Annotated in this window: 16 protein-coding genes; 3 read left to right on the forward strand and 13 right to left on the reverse strand. The window is 41.1% G+C overall.

Translation table 11 applies throughout. The features are described from left to right. Positions 1–136: 136 nt before the first annotated feature. From MKX59_RS26730 to MKX59_RS26760, 7 genes are all read right to left on the reverse strand, one after another. Complete coding sequence (locus MKX59_RS26730; RefSeq protein ID WP_340859428.1) at positions 137–1,129, reverse strand: SPFH domain-containing protein; 993 nt, start codon at positions 1,127–1,129, stop codon at positions 137–139. Positions 1,130–1,270: 141 nt separating this feature from the next. Next, on the reverse strand, positions 1,271–2,065 hold the full coding sequence (locus MKX59_RS26735) for a TPM domain-containing protein (protein WP_340859429.1): 795 nt from the start codon (positions 2,063–2,065) through the stop codon (positions 1,271–1,273). Then, a complete protein-coding gene (locus tag MKX59_RS26740) occupies positions 2,062–3,096 on the reverse strand; it encodes a hypothetical protein (RefSeq protein ID WP_023986506.1) in 1,035 nt (344 codons plus the stop codon). The genes MKX59_RS26735 and MKX59_RS26740 overlap by 4 nt, the downstream gene beginning before the upstream one ends. A 26-nt stretch (positions 3,097–3,122) precedes the next feature. Beyond that, a complete protein-coding gene (locus MKX59_RS26745) occupies positions 3,123–3,782 on the reverse strand; it encodes a PspA/IM30 family protein (RefSeq protein ID WP_053324388.1) in 660 nt (219 codons plus the stop codon). 183 nt (positions 3,783–3,965) lie between these two features. Next, entirely contained in the window at positions 3,966–4,808 is an 843-nt protein-coding gene (locus MKX59_RS26750; RefSeq protein WP_340859430.1) for an aldo/keto reductase, read from the reverse strand. A gap of 278 nt (positions 4,809–5,086) precedes the next feature. Then, positions 5,087–7,471 (reverse strand): phosphoketolase family protein, encoded by a 2,385-nt coding sequence (locus MKX59_RS26755; protein ID WP_034094952.1) that lies wholly within the window; start codon positions 7,469–7,471, stop codon positions 5,087–5,089. A gap of 294 nt (positions 7,472–7,765) precedes the next feature. Next, positions 7,766–8,488, reverse strand: a complete 723-nt coding sequence (locus tag MKX59_RS26760) for a GntR family transcriptional regulator (RefSeq protein ID WP_023986502.1) — start codon at positions 8,486–8,488, stop codon at positions 7,766–7,768. A 352-nt stretch (positions 8,489–8,840) separates the two neighbouring features. On the opposite strand from MKX59_RS26760, the gene MKX59_RS26765 reads away from it, so the two are divergent. Then, positions 8,841–9,992 (forward strand): glycosyltransferase family 2 protein, encoded by a 1,152-nt coding sequence (locus MKX59_RS26765; protein WP_023986501.1) that lies wholly within the window; start codon positions 8,841–8,843, stop codon positions 9,990–9,992. 222 nt (positions 9,993–10,214) lie between these two features. On the opposite strand, the gene MKX59_RS26770 is transcribed toward MKX59_RS26765, so the two are convergent. Then, positions 10,215–10,772 carry a PadR family transcriptional regulator gene (locus tag MKX59_RS26770; protein ID WP_023986500.1) on the reverse strand — a complete coding sequence of 186 codons (558 nt, stop codon included), beginning with the start codon at positions 10,770–10,772 and terminating at the stop codon, positions 10,215–10,217. Positions 10,773–11,056: 284 nt separating this feature from the next. On the opposite strand from MKX59_RS26770, the gene MKX59_RS26775 reads away from it, so the two are divergent. After that, positions 11,057–11,530: a tautomerase family protein gene (locus MKX59_RS26775; RefSeq protein ID WP_340859431.1), complete on the forward strand. Its 474-nt coding sequence runs from the start codon at positions 11,057–11,059 to the stop codon at positions 11,528–11,530. Positions 11,531–11,825: 295 nt separating this feature from the next. Here the strand turns inward: MKX59_RS26775 and MKX59_RS26780 are convergent, their stop codons facing one another. Then, on the reverse strand, positions 11,826–12,473 hold the full coding sequence (locus MKX59_RS26780; protein WP_071559496.1) for an NAD(P)H-dependent oxidoreductase: 648 nt from the start codon (positions 12,471–12,473) through the stop codon (positions 11,826–11,828). Between the two features lie 175 nt (positions 12,474–12,648). Between MKX59_RS26780 and MKX59_RS26785 the strand changes: the two genes are divergently transcribed. After that, positions 12,649–12,996, forward strand: coding sequence for a winged helix-turn-helix transcriptional regulator (locus MKX59_RS26785; RefSeq protein WP_034094951.1), 348 nt, complete (start codon positions 12,649–12,651; stop codon positions 12,994–12,996). A gap of 238 nt (positions 12,997–13,234) precedes the next feature. Here MKX59_RS26785 and MKX59_RS26790 read toward each other — a convergent pair whose 3' ends face one another. From MKX59_RS26790 to MKX59_RS26805, 4 genes are all read right to left on the reverse strand, one after another. Continuing rightward, entirely contained in the window at positions 13,235–14,185 is a 951-nt protein-coding gene (locus MKX59_RS26790; protein WP_340859432.1) for a ring-cleaving dioxygenase, read from the reverse strand. A gap of 74 nt (positions 14,186–14,259) precedes the next feature. After that, positions 14,260–14,658 carry a DoxX family protein gene (locus MKX59_RS26795; protein WP_071559498.1) on the reverse strand — a complete coding sequence of 133 codons (399 nt, stop codon included), beginning with the start codon at positions 14,656–14,658 and terminating at the stop codon, positions 14,260–14,262. Positions 14,659–14,725: 67 nt separating this feature from the next. Then, positions 14,726–14,953, reverse strand: a complete 228-nt coding sequence (locus tag MKX59_RS26800) for a DUF896 domain-containing protein (RefSeq protein WP_028541879.1) — start codon at positions 14,951–14,953, stop codon at positions 14,726–14,728. Positions 14,954–15,293: 340 nt separating this feature from the next. Beyond that, on the reverse strand, positions 15,294–16,403 hold the full coding sequence (locus tag MKX59_RS26805; RefSeq protein WP_340859434.1) for a toll/interleukin-1 receptor domain-containing protein: 1,110 nt from the start codon (positions 16,401–16,403) through the stop codon (positions 15,294–15,296). Between the last annotated feature and the right edge of the window lie 230 nt (positions 16,404–16,633).

Genomic DNA, 16,633 nt, shown 5'->3' on the forward strand with positions numbered 1-16,633 from the left:
GAAGAAAATACTTGAACGAACTACATAAAAAAGCAGCCATCACAGAAGATACTCTGCGATAACTGCCTTTTGGCTTACAGGATTACTTGACCCAGTCGGAACTTTTCTGAAATAAAGAAGTTTGACCGTAGCTATGTTATCCGTTCAATTTTTGTCCACAATTCGGACAGAAGTTAGCTCCTTCGTTTTTTGTACCGCAATTCGGACAAAAATTGGGCTTATTACCGTCTCCAGATGGAGCGGGGGCAGCAGGTGTAGGCTGAGTCTCAGCCGAAGGCTTTGGGTTCGGGTTCAAATTTTTCATCATTTCATTTGCTATATTCATCCCCATCATCATACTCGCCATATCCGAAGCAGCACCGCCGCCTTTTACATTACCCGATGCAATCCCGTCCGTCATCGTCACTTGTTGGTACTTTTGCAGATTACCGATCATTTCATGAGAGGCTGTCTTCGTGATCATATCTTGGATTTCTTGAGGATAATTGAAGCTCATCACATGAAAGCCAGTAATCGTCATACCGTTGTCCATCACTTGCATATCCAGATCTTCTTGAATACCTTTTGAAATGTCAGAAGCATTCGCCTGCAGATTGAACATGTCCTTTCCTTCTCTGCTAATCCACTTCATCAATAACTGATCCAACACCGAAGTAATCCGTATTTTCACATCCTCAACTAGATAACTGTCCTTCACTCCGGCAATCTTATCGATGAGCGTAACATAATCGTTCACTTTAAAACTAAATGTGCCATTGGCACGAATCGGCATACCACCTGGCAGCTGGGGGGTCGGGATCAGCACTGGATTCTGCGTCCCCCATTTGACCGTAAATTCCTTCGTATTAACGAATAAGACCTCTACCCTCATGCCACTGTTAAAACCAAATTTAAACCCTTTTAGTGTGGATAGAAATGGAATAATATCAGAGTCCATGTTATACGACCCTTCATTCTCGAAAATACCCTCTATTTTGCCGTTATTTACAAAAATCGCATCTTGACCGGAGCGGATGATTAATTTACTGCCTTTTTTAATTTCACGGTTGCTCCACTTCCAGAAAATCATATCATCTCTAAATTCTTCCCATTCTACAACATTTGCAAATTGATTTCTGAAGAACCCCATACTGTATCCATCCTTTCAGTTTAGGATTTTGCAAAATTCGATTCCAGTCGCTCCAAAGTGCAATATATAGACGAACTAGACCATTTCGATCTATATATTGTTCATTGAAAGTCGCTTATTGGATTTTTACAAAATCCTCAGTTAAAATGATCCTCTGCTGCCGCTATGCGAATGACCGCCGCTGGTAGTTCCGCCACCACCGCCTGAGCTGCTGCTACTGCTGCTCTTTTCAATCTTCCGTTTCGTTGTCGTTGTGTGAAGATACTGATCTCGATGCTCCAGAACTCCTGAAGCGTTCGCATCCTCGTAGGTCTGCCGATTTACCGTAACCCGACCGCCAGAATTGGAAACCATCTTGCCCACGATCATCGCCGCCAATCCCAGGGCAACCGCCAAATGAAGCCAGCCTTTAAAAAATATACTGTCTGGATTCACCCCTGGACGGATGGCCAAATATTTGTGCGCACTCAGAATATACTTTTGAAATGCAAGCCCATAGTTGCCGTTCGTCAGGTCCGGGCTAATCTCATGGCGTATTTTAGTAAGCCTGTCATCATCCAGATACCGTTCTGCCTTATAAAATCCGGCCAAGTACACCTCTCTATTTCTCATATCCATCGTTAAAATGACCGCGTTCCCATGAGATCTGTCATACCCAGGGCCATGGTCATCATAAAAGTCCTGCGTCATTCTCATAACATCCATATTGTCGGGATTGAGAGTAGTATAAATAATAATGTCCGTTTCTCTTTCCGCTCCGTATTGATTAGCCATAGCGTTCAACACATCATACTCTTCCTGATTGAGCAGACCCGCTTCATCATAAATCAATGGCTTCATTTCTGTCGTTGCTGGTTCGCCCTTCATTTCCATAGGAACTGCCAGAAAAGCAGCAAAGAACAACAAGACGGCTATAATCGCTCTATGCTTTTTCAATAAAATCCCCCTCCCATCATCAACCAAGTGATTAACCTCAATGAAAAGAGAGTAATGCCGAAAATGCCTGCAAACCAAGCCGTCACTTTGAACTTGCTAATCGGAGGCTTACCGACTACCTTGCCCGTCTGTCCGTTCATAGCAAACGTATGCTCCAATTGATTATAGTCATAGTGTATGACCCACACCGGGAGCAGGACATAATCCGCTTGTTTTAATGTAGTATCAATTTGCTTTTCCGTATAACTCACGGCCGTATACTCTGACACCGTAGAATGAATATAAGCATCAATATATTCCTTCACTTTTTCTTTAACTCGCGGGAAAAGCTCTTCTTCGTTATAACTGTACTTCTCCGCAATATAACCTGCTAGATATGGCGTTTTAAAGGGTTTTAGCTGATCGTATGGAAAAGGCTCCAATTTATCCATCAGCTCATCGTTCATTTTCTCCGCAGCATCAATTGGAACCTTTACATAATTCAAACGAATTTTCCGATATACATCGAAATGCTTCGTTTCCGTATATTCGTAGTCTCCGCTCGTATAGGTTCTCACTTGGGTACCTTCACCTTGAACCTCAATTTTATTATGTAATTCATATAACCAGAAGGGCACATACATCCCGGTTATTCCCTTGATTCGGTCTGCTATCATGAACCGGTTCGGCGTAAGACGGCCATTCTTGCACCATTTTTTGAAAGCAGCTATGGCTTCTTCCTTACTGATTGAAAAAGGAATAACCTGCGCTGGAGCCAGCTTGCCAGTCAGTCGATCCCCGAGAACCACGGCAGAACCACAAAAGCTGCACACCGTTGCACTCGTCTCCACTTCGGTCATAATCACTGCTCCGCAGTTATTACAATGATACTCATGGGCCTCATCTTCTGAAAAAATACGATTTATCAGAGGATCAGGAATAGATTCGATATTGTCCTCTCTTCCGCAACTATGACAGGATAACATCCCTGTCTCACCGTCAAAGACCATGCCGCTGCCGCAGTTTGGGCATTTGTATTCGATAACCGGCATCTGCTCACCTCTTCATGTAGATACTGTTATGATTCCTTATGGTTGATTTTTTCTTTGATCGCAGCCAGTTCATCCTCTGCATTCGTACTCTTCTCGTATTGTGCAAATAAAGCATCCATGTCGTCCTTCGTTCCTGCCCGAAGCTCGGCTATAGCCATCGCTTCATCATACGCTCTGTTCACCTGTTCTTCCATAACTTCGAAAGCAGAATTCTTGCTGCCCATAGAGTTCAAGGTTTGCTGTGCTTTGGCAACCGCCATCTTCCCTTTAAGTTCAGCGCGCCGCGCTTCTAGTTGTCCCATATCGGACACCAACTTCTCCTGCATTTGTTTCATATTTACGGCGTTTGTCGAAGCTAAATCATAGGACGTTTGTAATTGTTCCAATTTCTCCGCCTGCAAACCTTTTCTCTCCAGAAACTTTCGAGCTTCCTCTTCATTACCAGCTTCCACAGACTTACTGGCATAATGCTGGAGCTTTTTGATTTCGGCTTTGCATTCATCCAGTGCTCTTTTTGCCCTTCTCTCATCAGCCAACACTGAGGCCGTCTCCGCTTTCACCTTGCCTAGATCACTGTTTAAATTCCGCATATAATCGTCAATGGTTCTCTCCGGGTCTCCCACCTTATCCACTAAGGCGTTAACATTCATTTTCATAATATCCCTAAACCTCGACAAAATTCCCATGATGACCTCCTTCGAAAGGACTACATTCCACCATATCATACATCAAATCCGGTAAAAAATGTTCATCATAGCTCTATATACTGGCCCACTGATCACTTTCGGATGTGTGTTCGTTTTATTATAAAAGCAAAGGGTCCAAAAACCCGCGACAGATTTTTGAACCCTTCTATTTATTGTTCCTGATTATAGTTCTTCATAGGACTTGGGGTCCTGACCCCATATCCGCCCATCCTCACTGCTAAATGCCGAAATCACGTTCATTTCCTCTGTAGACAACTCAAAATCAAAAATATCCAAATTCTCCGTCTGGTGTTTTAAAGAAGAGGCCTTAGGGATCGGGATCGCTCCAAGTTGGATATGCCAACGTAAAATCGCTTGTGTAGTCGTTTTACCATGAGCAGCAGCAATTTCCCCAATCTTTTCATTCTCCAGTATGCTGTGACCACGCCCCAAGGGGCTCCACGATTCGGTCACGATGCCCTGTTCAGCATCTTTTGCACGCTGGTGCTCCTGATTAAACAATGGATGCAATTCAACTTGATTGATGCTCGGGGCGACACCTGTTTCCCGAATTAAACGTTCATTATGCTCGGGCAGAAAATTGCAGACCCCGATGGAACGAATATAGCCCCTTTTCTTCGCCTCAATCAACGCCTGCCAGGCTTCAACATATCGATCAATTTGGGGATTCGGCCAATGGATCAGATAAAGATCATAATAGTCCAGACCTCCTCTATATAATGACTCTTCGATCGTTACAATGGCTTCTTGGTAAGCATGTCGGCGACCCGGTAGTTTGGAGCAAATCAACAATTCTTCTCTGGGCACAGAGCTCTGCCGGACCGCTTTCCCGACAGCCCCCTCATTTTCATAGTTGAACGCTGTGTCGATCAGACGGTAACCTGCATCAACTGCGCCGGTAATCGCCTGTACTCCATCTGCACCCTTAAATCCAACAGTCCCAAATCCAATGACGGGCACTTTAGTGCCATCATTCAATACCTTCTCCGGAATTTGATGGTTCATATTAACAGCCTCCTTTACTATTCTCATATACCATAACACCTCTTTAATCCTCAGGCAAAATATAGAAATTCATTTCGTTCCCTATATATGTATATACCCACTAGCTTGTAAATTCTCTACCAAGTTCTCTGTGTGCTAAATCAAAAAGCGCCTGATCCCCATTGAAATCATACTTGAAGTCAAAGGGGTCAGGCACTTGTATACCACTACCAGATCATATATTCCACTTCATGCTTGATGGCTTGGTTGTCCAACATAAAGTTGAAGTGTCTGTGTTTTTATTTCAAGCCTTTCCATACCCAGTTCTCTACCTCTGGTAAATCAATACCCTCTTCGCGAATGAATTGATGATGTTTCTTAACCGTAGCATCCATTTCATCCACAATGTTGGTATACTTCTCAGCGTCAGGTAAGCTTAGAACAGCTTCCTTCACTAGATCGAAGCGATCCATCTGATTCAATACGCGCATATCAAATGGTGTCGTAATATCGCCATTCTCACGGTAACCATGTACATGCAAGTTATGGTTGTGACGATCAAAGAACAGATCTTTGATCAGACCTTCGTAACCATGGAAAGCGAAAACAACTGGCTTGTCTTTTGTGAAAAAATGATCAAACTCGGCGTCGGATAATCCACGCGGGTCTAGTTTTTGACTTCTCAGTTTCAGCAAATCTACCACGTTGATGTACCGAATCTTCAAGTCAGGCAGTTTTTCATGCAAAATGGAAATCGCAGCTAAACTTTCAATAGTTGGCTCTGTACCAGCAGAAGCAATGACAAGGTCAGGTTCCCCACCTTGATCTGTACTTGCCCAATCAATAATCTTCAACCCTTTGTCCACCAATTCTTTCGCTTCATCAGCACTAAACCATTGTGGACGTGGGTGTTTAGACGAAACAATCAAATTGATCTTTTGACGGTCATTTAAAATGGTGTCGAAAACAGCCAACAATGAATTGGCATCCGCTGGCAGATACTCCCGAATAAATTCTGGTTTTTTATCAGCCAAATGACCTAACAAACCTGGATCTTGGTGTGTATACCCATTATGATCCTGTTGGAACACTGTTGAGGTTGCTACGACATTCAATGATGGGATATCTGCACGCCATCCTTGATCCGTTGCTTTACGCAGCCACTTAAAGTGTTGGGTGATCATCGAGTCAACCACACGCAGGAAGGCTTCGTAACTTGCAAAGAAACCATGACGACCTGTTAATACATAACCTTCCAGCAATCCTTCAGCTTGGTGTTCGGATAATTGAGAATCAATTACGCGGCCATAGGATGATAAGAATTCATCATTAGGTTCAATAATTTGGTCCATCCATTGGCGTTTGGTTACTTCAAAAACAGGAGCCAAGCGGTTAGACATCGTTTCATCCGGTCCGAAGATTCTGAAATTACGATTTTCTTCATTTAAAAGAACCACATCTTTAACGTATTTCCCTAAAACCGACATATCTTGCGCAATCACTTTACCAGGTACGGAATTATCCAGCGCATAGTTACGGAAATCCGGTAATTTCAAGTCTTTAATGAGGTTACCCGCATTCGCAGCAGGGTTCATTCCCATACGTTTATCGCCTGTAGGCAGGATTTCAGCAAGCTCAGAGTTTAAACGACCGTTTTCGTCGAACAATTCCTCTGGTCTATAGCTATTCAGCCATTCTAACAAAGCAGGTGCGTGTTGCATATTTTTTTGATCAACCGGAATTGGAACCTGATGGGCACGGAATGAATTTTCATTCGGCACGTTGTCCCATTCCTTCGGACCTGTCCAGCCTTTAGGTGAACGGAATACAATCATCGGCCACGCCGGACGAGTAAGGTCATTATTTTCACGCGCATTCTTCTGAATAGCTTCAATCTTCTCGATGGCTGTATCCAATACTTTCGCCATTTCTGGATGCATGTGATCCGGATTTTCACCTTCAACAAAGAACGGCTCCCAACCCAAACCTTTAAAGTATGAGGTCAATTCTTCTTTCGATTGACGAGACATAATCGTTGGGTTACTAATCTTAAAGCCATTCAAGTGCAAGATTGGCAGCACTGCACCATCCGTGATGGGGTTGATAAATCGGTTAGAGAACCACGAAGCGGCTAATGGGCCCGTTTCAGCTTCGCCATCACCAATAACAACAGCCGAAATCAGATCAGGATTATCTAAAATGGCACCTACACCATGAGAAAGGGAGTAGCCTAATTCTCCACCTTCATGGATAGATCCAGGTGTTTCAGGAGCAGCGTGTGAAGCAATACCGCCAGGGAAAGAGAATTGCTTGAACAATTTCTTCATACCTGGGATATCTTGCGTAATTTGTGGATAGATTTCAGTGTAACTACCATCCAGATAAGAATTTGAAACCATAACCTGGCCGCCGTGACCAGGACCTTCAATATAAAGCATGCTCAAATCATATTTATTAATAACACGATTTAGATGTGCATAAATAAAGTTTTGACCCGGAATTGTGCCCCAGTGTCCAATTGGCTTAACCTTCACATCTGAATCTTTTAAAGGCTCTCTCAACAAAGGATTATCTTTTAAATACAGCTGACCTACCGAAATGTAGTTCGTTGCACGCCAATATGCATCAAGTTTTTCCAAATATGTTTTAGATGAATAATCTGCTAACACGGGTGATAATGACATTGTGTCCACTCCCTAAGTAGTTTTGTTTGTAATTTATTTCCGGAAATTTCATCTACATGTCCATCATAACGCTACGCCAATTTAATTCAACCTTTTTCACAAGTGATACGGTCCAATTTTGTGAAATTTTGAACATACTATGAAATATAAATTAAAAAGACAGTAAAAAAGCTCTTACATTAAAATATATAGAAGTATAAACCAATAAAATTTGTAATAAACGAGGTAATTGCAGGCTTCAATCCTTTTTTCAAAACCATAAAAAAAAGACCGGAGAATTCTCCAGTCTTATCATTAGTGAACCGATACAAAGGTATTAAATTTCAAATATTTGTAATGAAATCGCATATGAGAAAACTCAAATGGCGTACCGTTATCTAAAAAGAACACACCTTCCATAATACCTACAGGCTCATTTTCATTTAAATGTAGCAGCTTTTGATCATTCTCTTGAGACGGTTCTGCAAAAATGGATAAAAAAGATTTGGTGACGGCCAAGTTCCGCGAGTCTTCCAAATAATTAAAAATGGACCCCTCGATAATTGTCTGATTTAAATTCTGGACAATTTTAATGGGGATATAGCCCGTTTCAATCATAAAAGGATCATCATCAAACAGACGTAAGCGAACAATTTTGTAAACAAAATCATGAGTCTCCAAGAACAAATCGCGCTGTAATTCTTCTGTTGGCGGAATGACCTCAAAACTCAATACTTTGATCTTAGGCTTTTTACCATGCATTTGAAAATTATCAGTGACCCCTAGATTAGAGCCTTCGTAGTTAAAGATAGATTCATTTCTTATGTATAATGGATTAATAAATGTCCCGGAACCTTGTTTTTTGAAAATAATTCCGACATTCTCCATTTTAGTCAGAGCACGTTTAATTGAACTACGACTAACCTGGTACGTCTCACTAAGACTACGTTCATCTGGCAATCTCATATCCGCAAACTTTCCCGCAAAAATTTTCATCTTGAGATCGTCAATAATTTGCTTATAGACAAATTGTGTCATATAGTACTCCTCTTTCAGGTCTTCTATAACTCTATATAGTTTACCATAACTTGCCCATTTCATCTCATGTTTGTTTCTGTTTGCTGAGCGGGCTTTCAGCGGATAGGAAGCGCCGTCGCTTTTACTTTACATCTCTATGCATAATACCATGATTACACATATATAACACCACTGAACGTACCTGCAAAACAGCAGAAAATACAGAACCCCCACCTTAGCATCAGTAATAAGACCAAGCCTGTTTCGAACCTTGAGGGATGTTTGACTAGACCAGGCTAAAATCCTTGAATACATTGTTATTATTCATCTTGTTCAAACGTTTTCTAATAAGAATGGTGGGGGGGAGATCATATTGGCTATCCGCTACAGCGTCATCATTCCAACCTATAATCGAGCCCAGCAATTGTTGCTCACACTCGCTTCATTTGAGACACAAACCTATCCAAAGCAACTATTCGAAGTCATTGTAGCTGATGACGGTTCTACAGACGGAACGAAAGAAATGGTTGAAGGCTTCAAAGCATCCTATCCTCTTATCTATGTGTCACATCAGGAACAACGCGGTCGATCTGCCGTTCGAAATTTGGGACTGCGCCGTGCAAAAGGGCTATACATCATCTTCTGCGACGCTGACTTTGTAGTATTACCGGAATTCATTAGGATCGTGAGCCGTTATCACCGTAAATATCCCAAGTCCGTGCTCTCAGGCATTCCTCACTCATGGGACGATGCTTTTACCCATTATTACCCTGACTTTTCTCCTGAAGAAAAAGAACAATGTCGCAACATACTTACGCAGTCCAACTTATGGAATGCTGACTATGAAGCAGCGAACGAAATTACTCCAATCATAACCCCTGAAGATATCCTTCACCAAACGGGTGCACTGTCTAAAGTAGTTAGTCCCACAAGAGTCCCCCCCAATACGCAGAAACAATTTGCCACAACGGATGTCGCTCCCTGGATGCTGCTGGTTACTCGTTGTGTAGCCATCAGACGCAGCCACTTGATTCGTATTGGAGGTTTCAATGAACGGTTTGTGCTGTATGGACTCGAAGACTGGGACCTTGGCTATAGACTGCATCGCTTGAAGATCCCTTTTTATTGCATCAAAGAGGTGGTCGGATATCATCAGGAACATCCAACCTATCTCAGAGGTAACGTTTTAAATACAGAAAATCTGAGAATCATGTATGAAACTTACGGATTCAATGACTCCTCGTTAAATTTATTTGCCCTTATCCCTCCATCCGAGGATTTTGAGACCTACAAAAATACGTTGCGGGTATTGCGCAGGGGATTCCGCTCTAGGTTAACACGCTCATCAGCACTGTTATTAAGAAGAACATTACGCATTGCAGCCAAACAGTTCTACGATCAAAGCCATACTCATGCATACAAAAAATCATTACACTTGATAAAAAAGAAAGCAGAGAACCGGAAAAGTCGAGTCGCTCACGTGTTACGAGAAATGCTGGTGAAGTCTGAAAAGCTGGTGGAATAATAGTTACTCATTTACAGCGTACAAAATCATGTGTATTGCATCCTCCTTACGGGATAAAAAAACTCCTCCATAAAGGTGCGAGCCCAACTTGGCAAGCAGCTTTATGGAGGAGGAGTCGCCATGTCCGGAGATAACGACAAGAATTGTCGTTACTAGTTTACTATTCCTCTGATAGTCCAGCATGCTTTCTGATTATTCATTACATATGAGTTTTACCAACTGCTAAGAACTCAATATTTTAATGCTATCATCGCACCAGCTAATTAAACTGCTAAACTGACTTTTACCATAGCTCATTGTGATCATCCAATATTTGTGATTATGGTCTTTATGCTCTACGTTGATAAGCCAACGTTCAAGTTCTTCAAAAATATGCAAGCTTTCCACTAGCTTTTCTTTATACTCCTGTATGTGCTTTATAATCGTTTCAGGCGAAGAATTCCCGCCAAAAAACACCCTCAACAGCAGCTCATTTTTTTTAAGCATCACCACATGCTCCATGGGCTGAGAAAGCCAGTCTGACAACGTCTGCCTTCCCTGATCGGTAATGCTGTAGAGTTTCTTGTCAGGCTTTCCTTTCTGTCGAATAACCTCGACTGCAATATCTTTTCGATCCAGTAGCTCTGCCAGGCTGGGATAGATCTGACCATAGTTCTCATTCCAAAAGTAACTAGTGCTTTGCTCCATATGTTGCTTTATATCATAACCGGTATGAGGACCCAGACTCAGAATGCCTAATACCGCAAACATTGTATTGGTTTTTCCTGACTGTCTCGCCATTATATATTGTGCCTCCTGTTACCTCTAGCAAATCTCCGTAGTATGTCATGCTTTCATTAGACTAGACATAATTATAGCCCATTTAAACTAGCTTCACATCTCTCTATATATTATTTAAATATATATTATTATAATAATTAGTGTTGACAGGGGTTTATCATCGTTTTATATTAACGATATCAACAAAATACCAATGAGCTTGCCAAGCTGAAGCCTTGGATACAGATATCATAAAGAATTCCAAGACATCGCTTGGTTAAATCTTAATAAGGAGATATCAGACCATGACCATGATCAGTGTAAATTATCCCGCAGGCCGCATAACGCTTGAACAGCGCCGTCTTTTGGCAGAAGGTTTGACGGATGCAGTTCTCGTTCCAGAGGTAGGTCAATATTGTCCGCCAGCAAGAGAAGGGTTTCAGGTCCATTTCACCGAACGTCCAATAGATTACATGGCAATTGGCGGGCAATTGCTGTCGGATCAGCCAGAACGTGATGTAATTACTGTCAATGTTCTGGTGATGGATGGTGACTGGCCTAACGACGTTCGCAAAAAAGTGCTTGAGAATATTCTTGGCAGTTTGACTAAAGTACTTGGTGTACCGGAACCATCCCCAACTTGGTGGGTATCCTTCCAGGTCATTGAAGAAGGTAGCTGGGGTTCTCGCGGCAGCGTGCTCTCCATTCTAGACCTGCTGGATTCAGGAGTCTTTACTGAGGAGAAAATTAAGGCTATCAAGCAAAATATTACACGGTAATGCGTGGAATTTGGCATTTCTAAAGATTGGAGGAGCATTCATATCTTGTCGGCTAGAGGATACGGGAAACACCGGGAAATCTCCTGACGTGGTGGCTAAGGCAAGTTACAAACCGGCAACTGACGTCTTAAACCTTCTGCGGTATCCAGTAGGAGAACCATCCAAAAGGTTATATCTTTAGCAGTAACAAGCTTATAACTTAGCACAGTGTAATATGTCCATATGTCCAAACGAAAGAACACCCATAAGGGTGTTCTTCATTTTTCCAAAGAAACGTCCTGCAGTTTACGTAATCTTAATGGCTAGCCAAATCATGCTCCAAAGCTTGAAGAGAAAGGCTATCCCTCGTACTGCCTCCCTCTCCCGGTCTCATATCAAAAATACGATCGACAAATCGATTGACATCCAGCAGCATTGCTTTTCGTTCCTCCAAGGTTACACGCGGCACCGAGTAAAGAAGCTTAATCTCGGCATCCGAAAACTTGGCGAACCCAAACAAATTATCGTTAGCCGCGTAGAGCATATCTTTCTGACGTGATATGCGAATATAATCTTCTGAAGATCCTGTTGTAAAAATCGAGTAGGCTCTCTTGCCCTCAAGCCCATATACACCATCAGAAGAGCGTATGAGTCCTGTTGTGAAAACTCTATCTATATATCCTTTAATAACAGCGGGAAATCCGCCCCACCATACCGGTGAAATAATAATCAAGGCATCTGCCCACAATAAATCCTCCTGTTCTTTTACTATCTCCTCTGGCAATACGTTAGTGACCTTAGCCTCTAAATCCTTTAAGCCTACCATCGGATTAAATGACATTTGAATTAAGTCTTTTACCTTAACATTCGCCCCTCGTACGTTTAAATGAGCGATCACCTGCTCCAAAATCGCTTTGTTAAAGCTCTTAGCATAAGGGTGACCGTATAAAATATTAATGTTCATCTTCTTCGCCCCCAGAATATTTTCAGATGGCTTGTCAAAGCTTTAATGCTAATGTAATGTTAAGCCAATGGTATCGAAACAACAAGTAGGCATATTTATAGTATATACTATCAAAAATCATACTAATTGATTTCATAGGACTTTCTGGAATACAAACGATGAGGAGATGGCACAAATGAGTGAAAATCTGAATTATTTTACAGATTGCCCCTTAACAAAGGTTCAGAAAATCATTGGCGGCAAATGGAAAATAGTGATTTTATGGTTTCTGTCCCGTGGTACCCGAAGATTCGGTGAAATTAAACGCGCCTTTCCTGATATCACACAAGCGATGTTAACCAAGCAGCTAAGAGAATTAGAAGAAGACGGGTTTGTGCATCGCGAAATATTCAGAGAAATCCCTCCCCGGGTTGAATACTCGCTAACAGCTCACGGAGCAAATTTCGTCCCCATATTGCGCAGTATGTATGATTGGGGGGAGGTTCATCTGGAGCACTCGAAAATTAGATGCGTTGAAAAATAGCGATTAAATATACATCCCTTCCTGCCTAGCGTGATCAGACTTTCATCCCTATGTTATAAGTCCATACCAAGTGCATAATGAAAACCCACTATGACCAATTTTGTCAAAGTGGGTTTAATCCTGTTGATATTCATCTTGTCATGTTTATATTCAGTCATGTACCGTTTTTCTAAACCTGGCAGTTCCCATCAACGTGGCTTCACCTTTTCCTCTGGAGGTAAAACAGCTGCCGTTTCGTTTACTGTTGTTTTCCAGTTAATGTTCTCACTTCAATAGGATGCAGATTCGCCTCAATTTGAGCCCGCTGCGGTTCATGCCACTCTGGCAGCATTAATTTCTGCCCCAAAGATTCAACAGGTTCATTATTAGCAAATCCCGGTGGATCTGTAGCAATTTCAAATAGGATGCCGCCCGCTTCTCTGAAATATATCGCATTAAAATATTGGCGGTCTATGATTGGAGTCGGTTGATAACCATAATGCTGGACTGCGCTTCTCCATTCTTCATGTTGTTCGAAATCTTTTGCACGCCACGCAATGTGATGTACCGTGCCTGCTCCACCAAAGCCTAAACCCATTTTGGCGAGCGGAACATCTACGATGTTGCCGATTTCTCCTACGGCCTGGTAACGGGCATATTCGGCGTCTTCAGCGATTTTTGTAAATCCGAGTATGGTCTCCAATGCATCCATCGTTTTCTGTGGGTTAACGCTAAATAGCACAGCACCTCCAAACCCCTTAATTGCTTGATCAGCCGAAATGCCACCGTAAGACCAAGTACTATTCGCTCCCGCTTCACGTTCAACAAGCTCAAGTCGTAAGCCCTCATTATCCTCGAATTGAAGATATTGTTCAGAAAAACGGGTCGTTTTCGTAACTTGAATATCAAAGCTTTCTAAACGATGCCGCCAAAAATCAAGTGAACCTGGTGGGACCACATACGAGGTTATACCCACCTGGCCACCTCCGATTCGCCCTTTGGGAGTTCCTGGTGCAGGAAAAAAAGTAATAATCGTTCCAGGACTTCCTGCCTCGTTACCAAAGTACAAGTGGTAAACCTCAGGAGCATCGAAGTTGATTGTTTTCTTCACTAACCGAAGCCCCAGGACGCCGGCATAGAAGTCGACATTTTCCTGCGGGTTACCGGCAAAAGCTGTAATATGATGGATACCTGTAGTTTGCAGTGACATATGAAACCCTCCTTTAATCGTAGGAACCTTTATTTTTTGTTGTTAATGGCTTTTAATGACCTAAACATCATGTTTTATCTAAGTAATGCATCGATAGAATATGAACCTGCTCCTGTCAACGCAATACCAATTGCGACTGCAATAAGAACTAGCGGATATTCATAGCCATTAGCTGTTGCCCAGATCCCGTTTGGGCCATGTACTTTGAAAATTGCTCCGAGCATAGTCACCGTAATCAACAATGCAGCCAGTGGAGTGAATAGTCCTAAAGCAAATAGAGCTCCTCCCAACAATTCCATCAACCCAGCAGACACTGCCATGAATACTCCGGGCTTAATGCCAATCGATTCCATCCAACCGCCCGTACCCTTTGGACCATAGCCGCCAAACCAACCAAAAAGCTTCTGTGCTCCGTGCCCCACCAATAACAATCCAACCACCAAACGTATCATTAACAATCCACTTGCCAACATAAAAATCACCCTCCATATTATATTTACTTAAAGATTATTAAATTAGAGATATTAGATAAAATTAAATTCATCGTTTAGCGATTTGAGCCTGTTCTTTTTTTAGTTTCTCAGGCGTAACATCGTCTCCATTCGGATCATAAATCGTAGCATTCAAGAGAAGGCTTTGTACAGAACCCCGAAAGATTTGAAGGTATTCTTTGCGAAGATCCGTTTGTTCCGTTTTTTCAATTTCAGTCAACCCAACTTCTTTTGCTTTTTTTGCGAGCTGATTAATTCTTTCTAAAATGGTGATCATGTGTATACCTCCCTATTCAAAATTTTCCGGTTGTTTATCTTTAATTTATTTATCTTGATATAAAGATATAATACTTTTTTATCCGTGTCAATACTTTTTCGAAAAGAAAATCAATGCTTGGGTTGCTTACGGAGAAAAAGCAGCAGGAACACTTAGAGATACCTTTAAGCTACAAGTTGTGTAAAACCTCTTCAAGTCAATTACTAGAGCCATAATAAAAAGCCACCAACCAGAATCACTGGCTGATGGCTTTCTTGTCTTACTTAAATGGAGGCGAACCATGGCACGGTAAATCCACAATTCGCCGACGCGTGATGTTGAAGTTATTTGGAATAGCTGCTTAGAATAAATCCATCTTTTTTAGATTACTACGATTATGTTCAGAACGCTCAGATTTGAATTTAATAAAATCTTCGTCTTGTAACAATTTATCAATGTTTTCAAACTTAATTCTGTCTCTGTAAATGAAGATATCATACTCTCTATCAAGCATATATAAACCATGTTTTAAATCAACAAACTTGCTTGTTCCCTCTGAAATAATCAATTCTTTATAATCTATATCTTTTAATGTCACACAAAATACATTTTCACTCGGATACTTTTGTTTAGCTATATACTTTTCAAACTCTTCGTGGGAATGAAATCCATAATTAGCTATACCTTCTTTAGACTCATTGATAATTTCCTGAACTGACTTATAAGATGAAGCCCTCTCTACCTTGCCACGTAGTGGGGAAACTAAATTACCAATTTCATCATTTTTTCCGATATAAAAAGTGTCTCCACTGCATGGCATCTTCTCAATCTTCTTTGGATAATTCGCCATAAAATTCAATGTATTAGGTTTATTCTTCAAAGCTCCATTTAACCATTCTACTCCATACTCGTTTTTAAGTATTTGTAAATAAAGATTCTGTTGAGCATTATTGATGCATTCATCACCCGGAACTAGTTGTTGGATTCCAAACGAATTTTTAGGCACTGTTAATTGTAAATGGCGAATTCTCTCCCGTATTCCGGCAGCAATATTTAAATATGCAAAATCTTTATTTTCCCACATGGTAACAGCCTTACCATCCTTAGGCAATGCCTGGATTTCCCCAAATGGCGCTGAATGCCATTCACAAGGTCTAAGTATAATCGGAATAACCGAAGCTTCTTTTGATCTATGTCTTTCCAAAGACTCTAACATTTCTTTATGCCAGCAAAACTCAGAATTAATAAAACTCGAGCTTACTAGTAACAATATAATCTGAGCATCTTTAAAATTCGTGATTATCTCATCATTCCAATTATCTCCTGCTATAATATATCTATCATTCCATTCCTTAATTAGCTTCTCTCGTTTTAGTAAGGAAAGATGCTCTAATAACTCATCTTTTAATTCTTCATCTCTATGTGAATAAGACACAAAAACAGAAAGTGGTTCATTTAATAATTGCTCCATTTCATTTTCCTCCAATCAACAATTTAAAGAGTTATCTATATATCACGTAGTTAATATTCAATGAAGTTCATCCATATTGCATATCTACTTAATAGTAATTCACAAAATGTCTATCATTAATTACTCAATCTAAGCTAACATTGCTATTTTGACACTGAGATGTTACAAAAATAAACTGAATCAAAATACTGTCAAATACTCTTCAAGGTATTTGACAGTATTATTGTATT

The organism is Paenibacillus sp. FSL R7-0340, from assembly GCF_038002205.1.
Classification (GTDB): domain Bacteria; phylum Bacillota; class Bacilli; order Paenibacillales; family Paenibacillaceae; genus Paenibacillus; species Paenibacillus polymyxa_B.

Coding starts and splice junctions, on each gene's coding strand:
- MKX59_RS26805 (WP_340859434.1), bottom strand. CDS start 16,403: ATGGAGCAATTATTAAATGAACCACTTTCTGTTTTTGTGTCTTATTCA.
- MKX59_RS26785 (WP_034094951.1), top strand. CDS start 12,649: ATGAGTGAAAATCTGAATTATTTTACAGATTGCCCCTTAACAAAGGTT.
- MKX59_RS26760 (WP_023986502.1), bottom strand. CDS start 8,488: ATGACACAATTTGTCTATAAGCAAATTATTGACGATCTCAAGATGAAA.
- MKX59_RS26800 (WP_028541879.1), bottom strand. CDS start 14,953: ATGATCACCATTTTAGAAAGAATTAATCAGCTCGCAAAAAAAGCAAAA.
- MKX59_RS26750 (WP_340859430.1), bottom strand. CDS start 4,808: ATGAACCATCAAATTCCGGAGAAGGTATTGAATGATGGCACTAAAGTG.
- MKX59_RS26775 (WP_340859431.1), top strand. CDS start 11,057: ATGACCATGATCAGTGTAAATTATCCCGCAGGCCGCATAACGCTTGAA.
- MKX59_RS26770 (WP_023986500.1), bottom strand. CDS start 10,772: ATGGCGAGACAGTCAGGAAAAACCAATACAATGTTTGCGGTATTAGGC.
- MKX59_RS26740 (WP_023986506.1), bottom strand. CDS start 3,096: ATGCCGGTTATCGAATACAAATGCCCAAACTGCGGCAGCGGCATGGTC.
- MKX59_RS26795 (WP_071559498.1), bottom strand. CDS start 14,658: ATGTTGGCAAGTGGATTGTTAATGATACGTTTGGTGGTTGGATTGTTA.
- MKX59_RS26755 (WP_034094952.1), bottom strand. CDS start 7,471: ATGTCATTATCACCCGTGTTAGCAGATTATTCATCTAAAACATATTTG.
- MKX59_RS26730 (WP_340859428.1), bottom strand. CDS start 1,129: ATGGGGTTCTTCAGAAATCAATTTGCAAATGTTGTAGAATGGGAAGAA.
- MKX59_RS26790 (WP_340859432.1), bottom strand. CDS start 14,185: ATGTCACTGCAAACTACAGGTATCCATCATATTACAGCTTTTGCCGGT.
- MKX59_RS26780 (WP_071559496.1), bottom strand. CDS start 12,473: ATGAACATTAATATTTTATACGGTCACCCTTATGCTAAGAGCTTTAAC.
- MKX59_RS26745 (WP_053324388.1), bottom strand. CDS start 3,782: ATGGGAATTTTGTCGAGGTTTAGGGATATTATGAAAATGAATGTTAAC.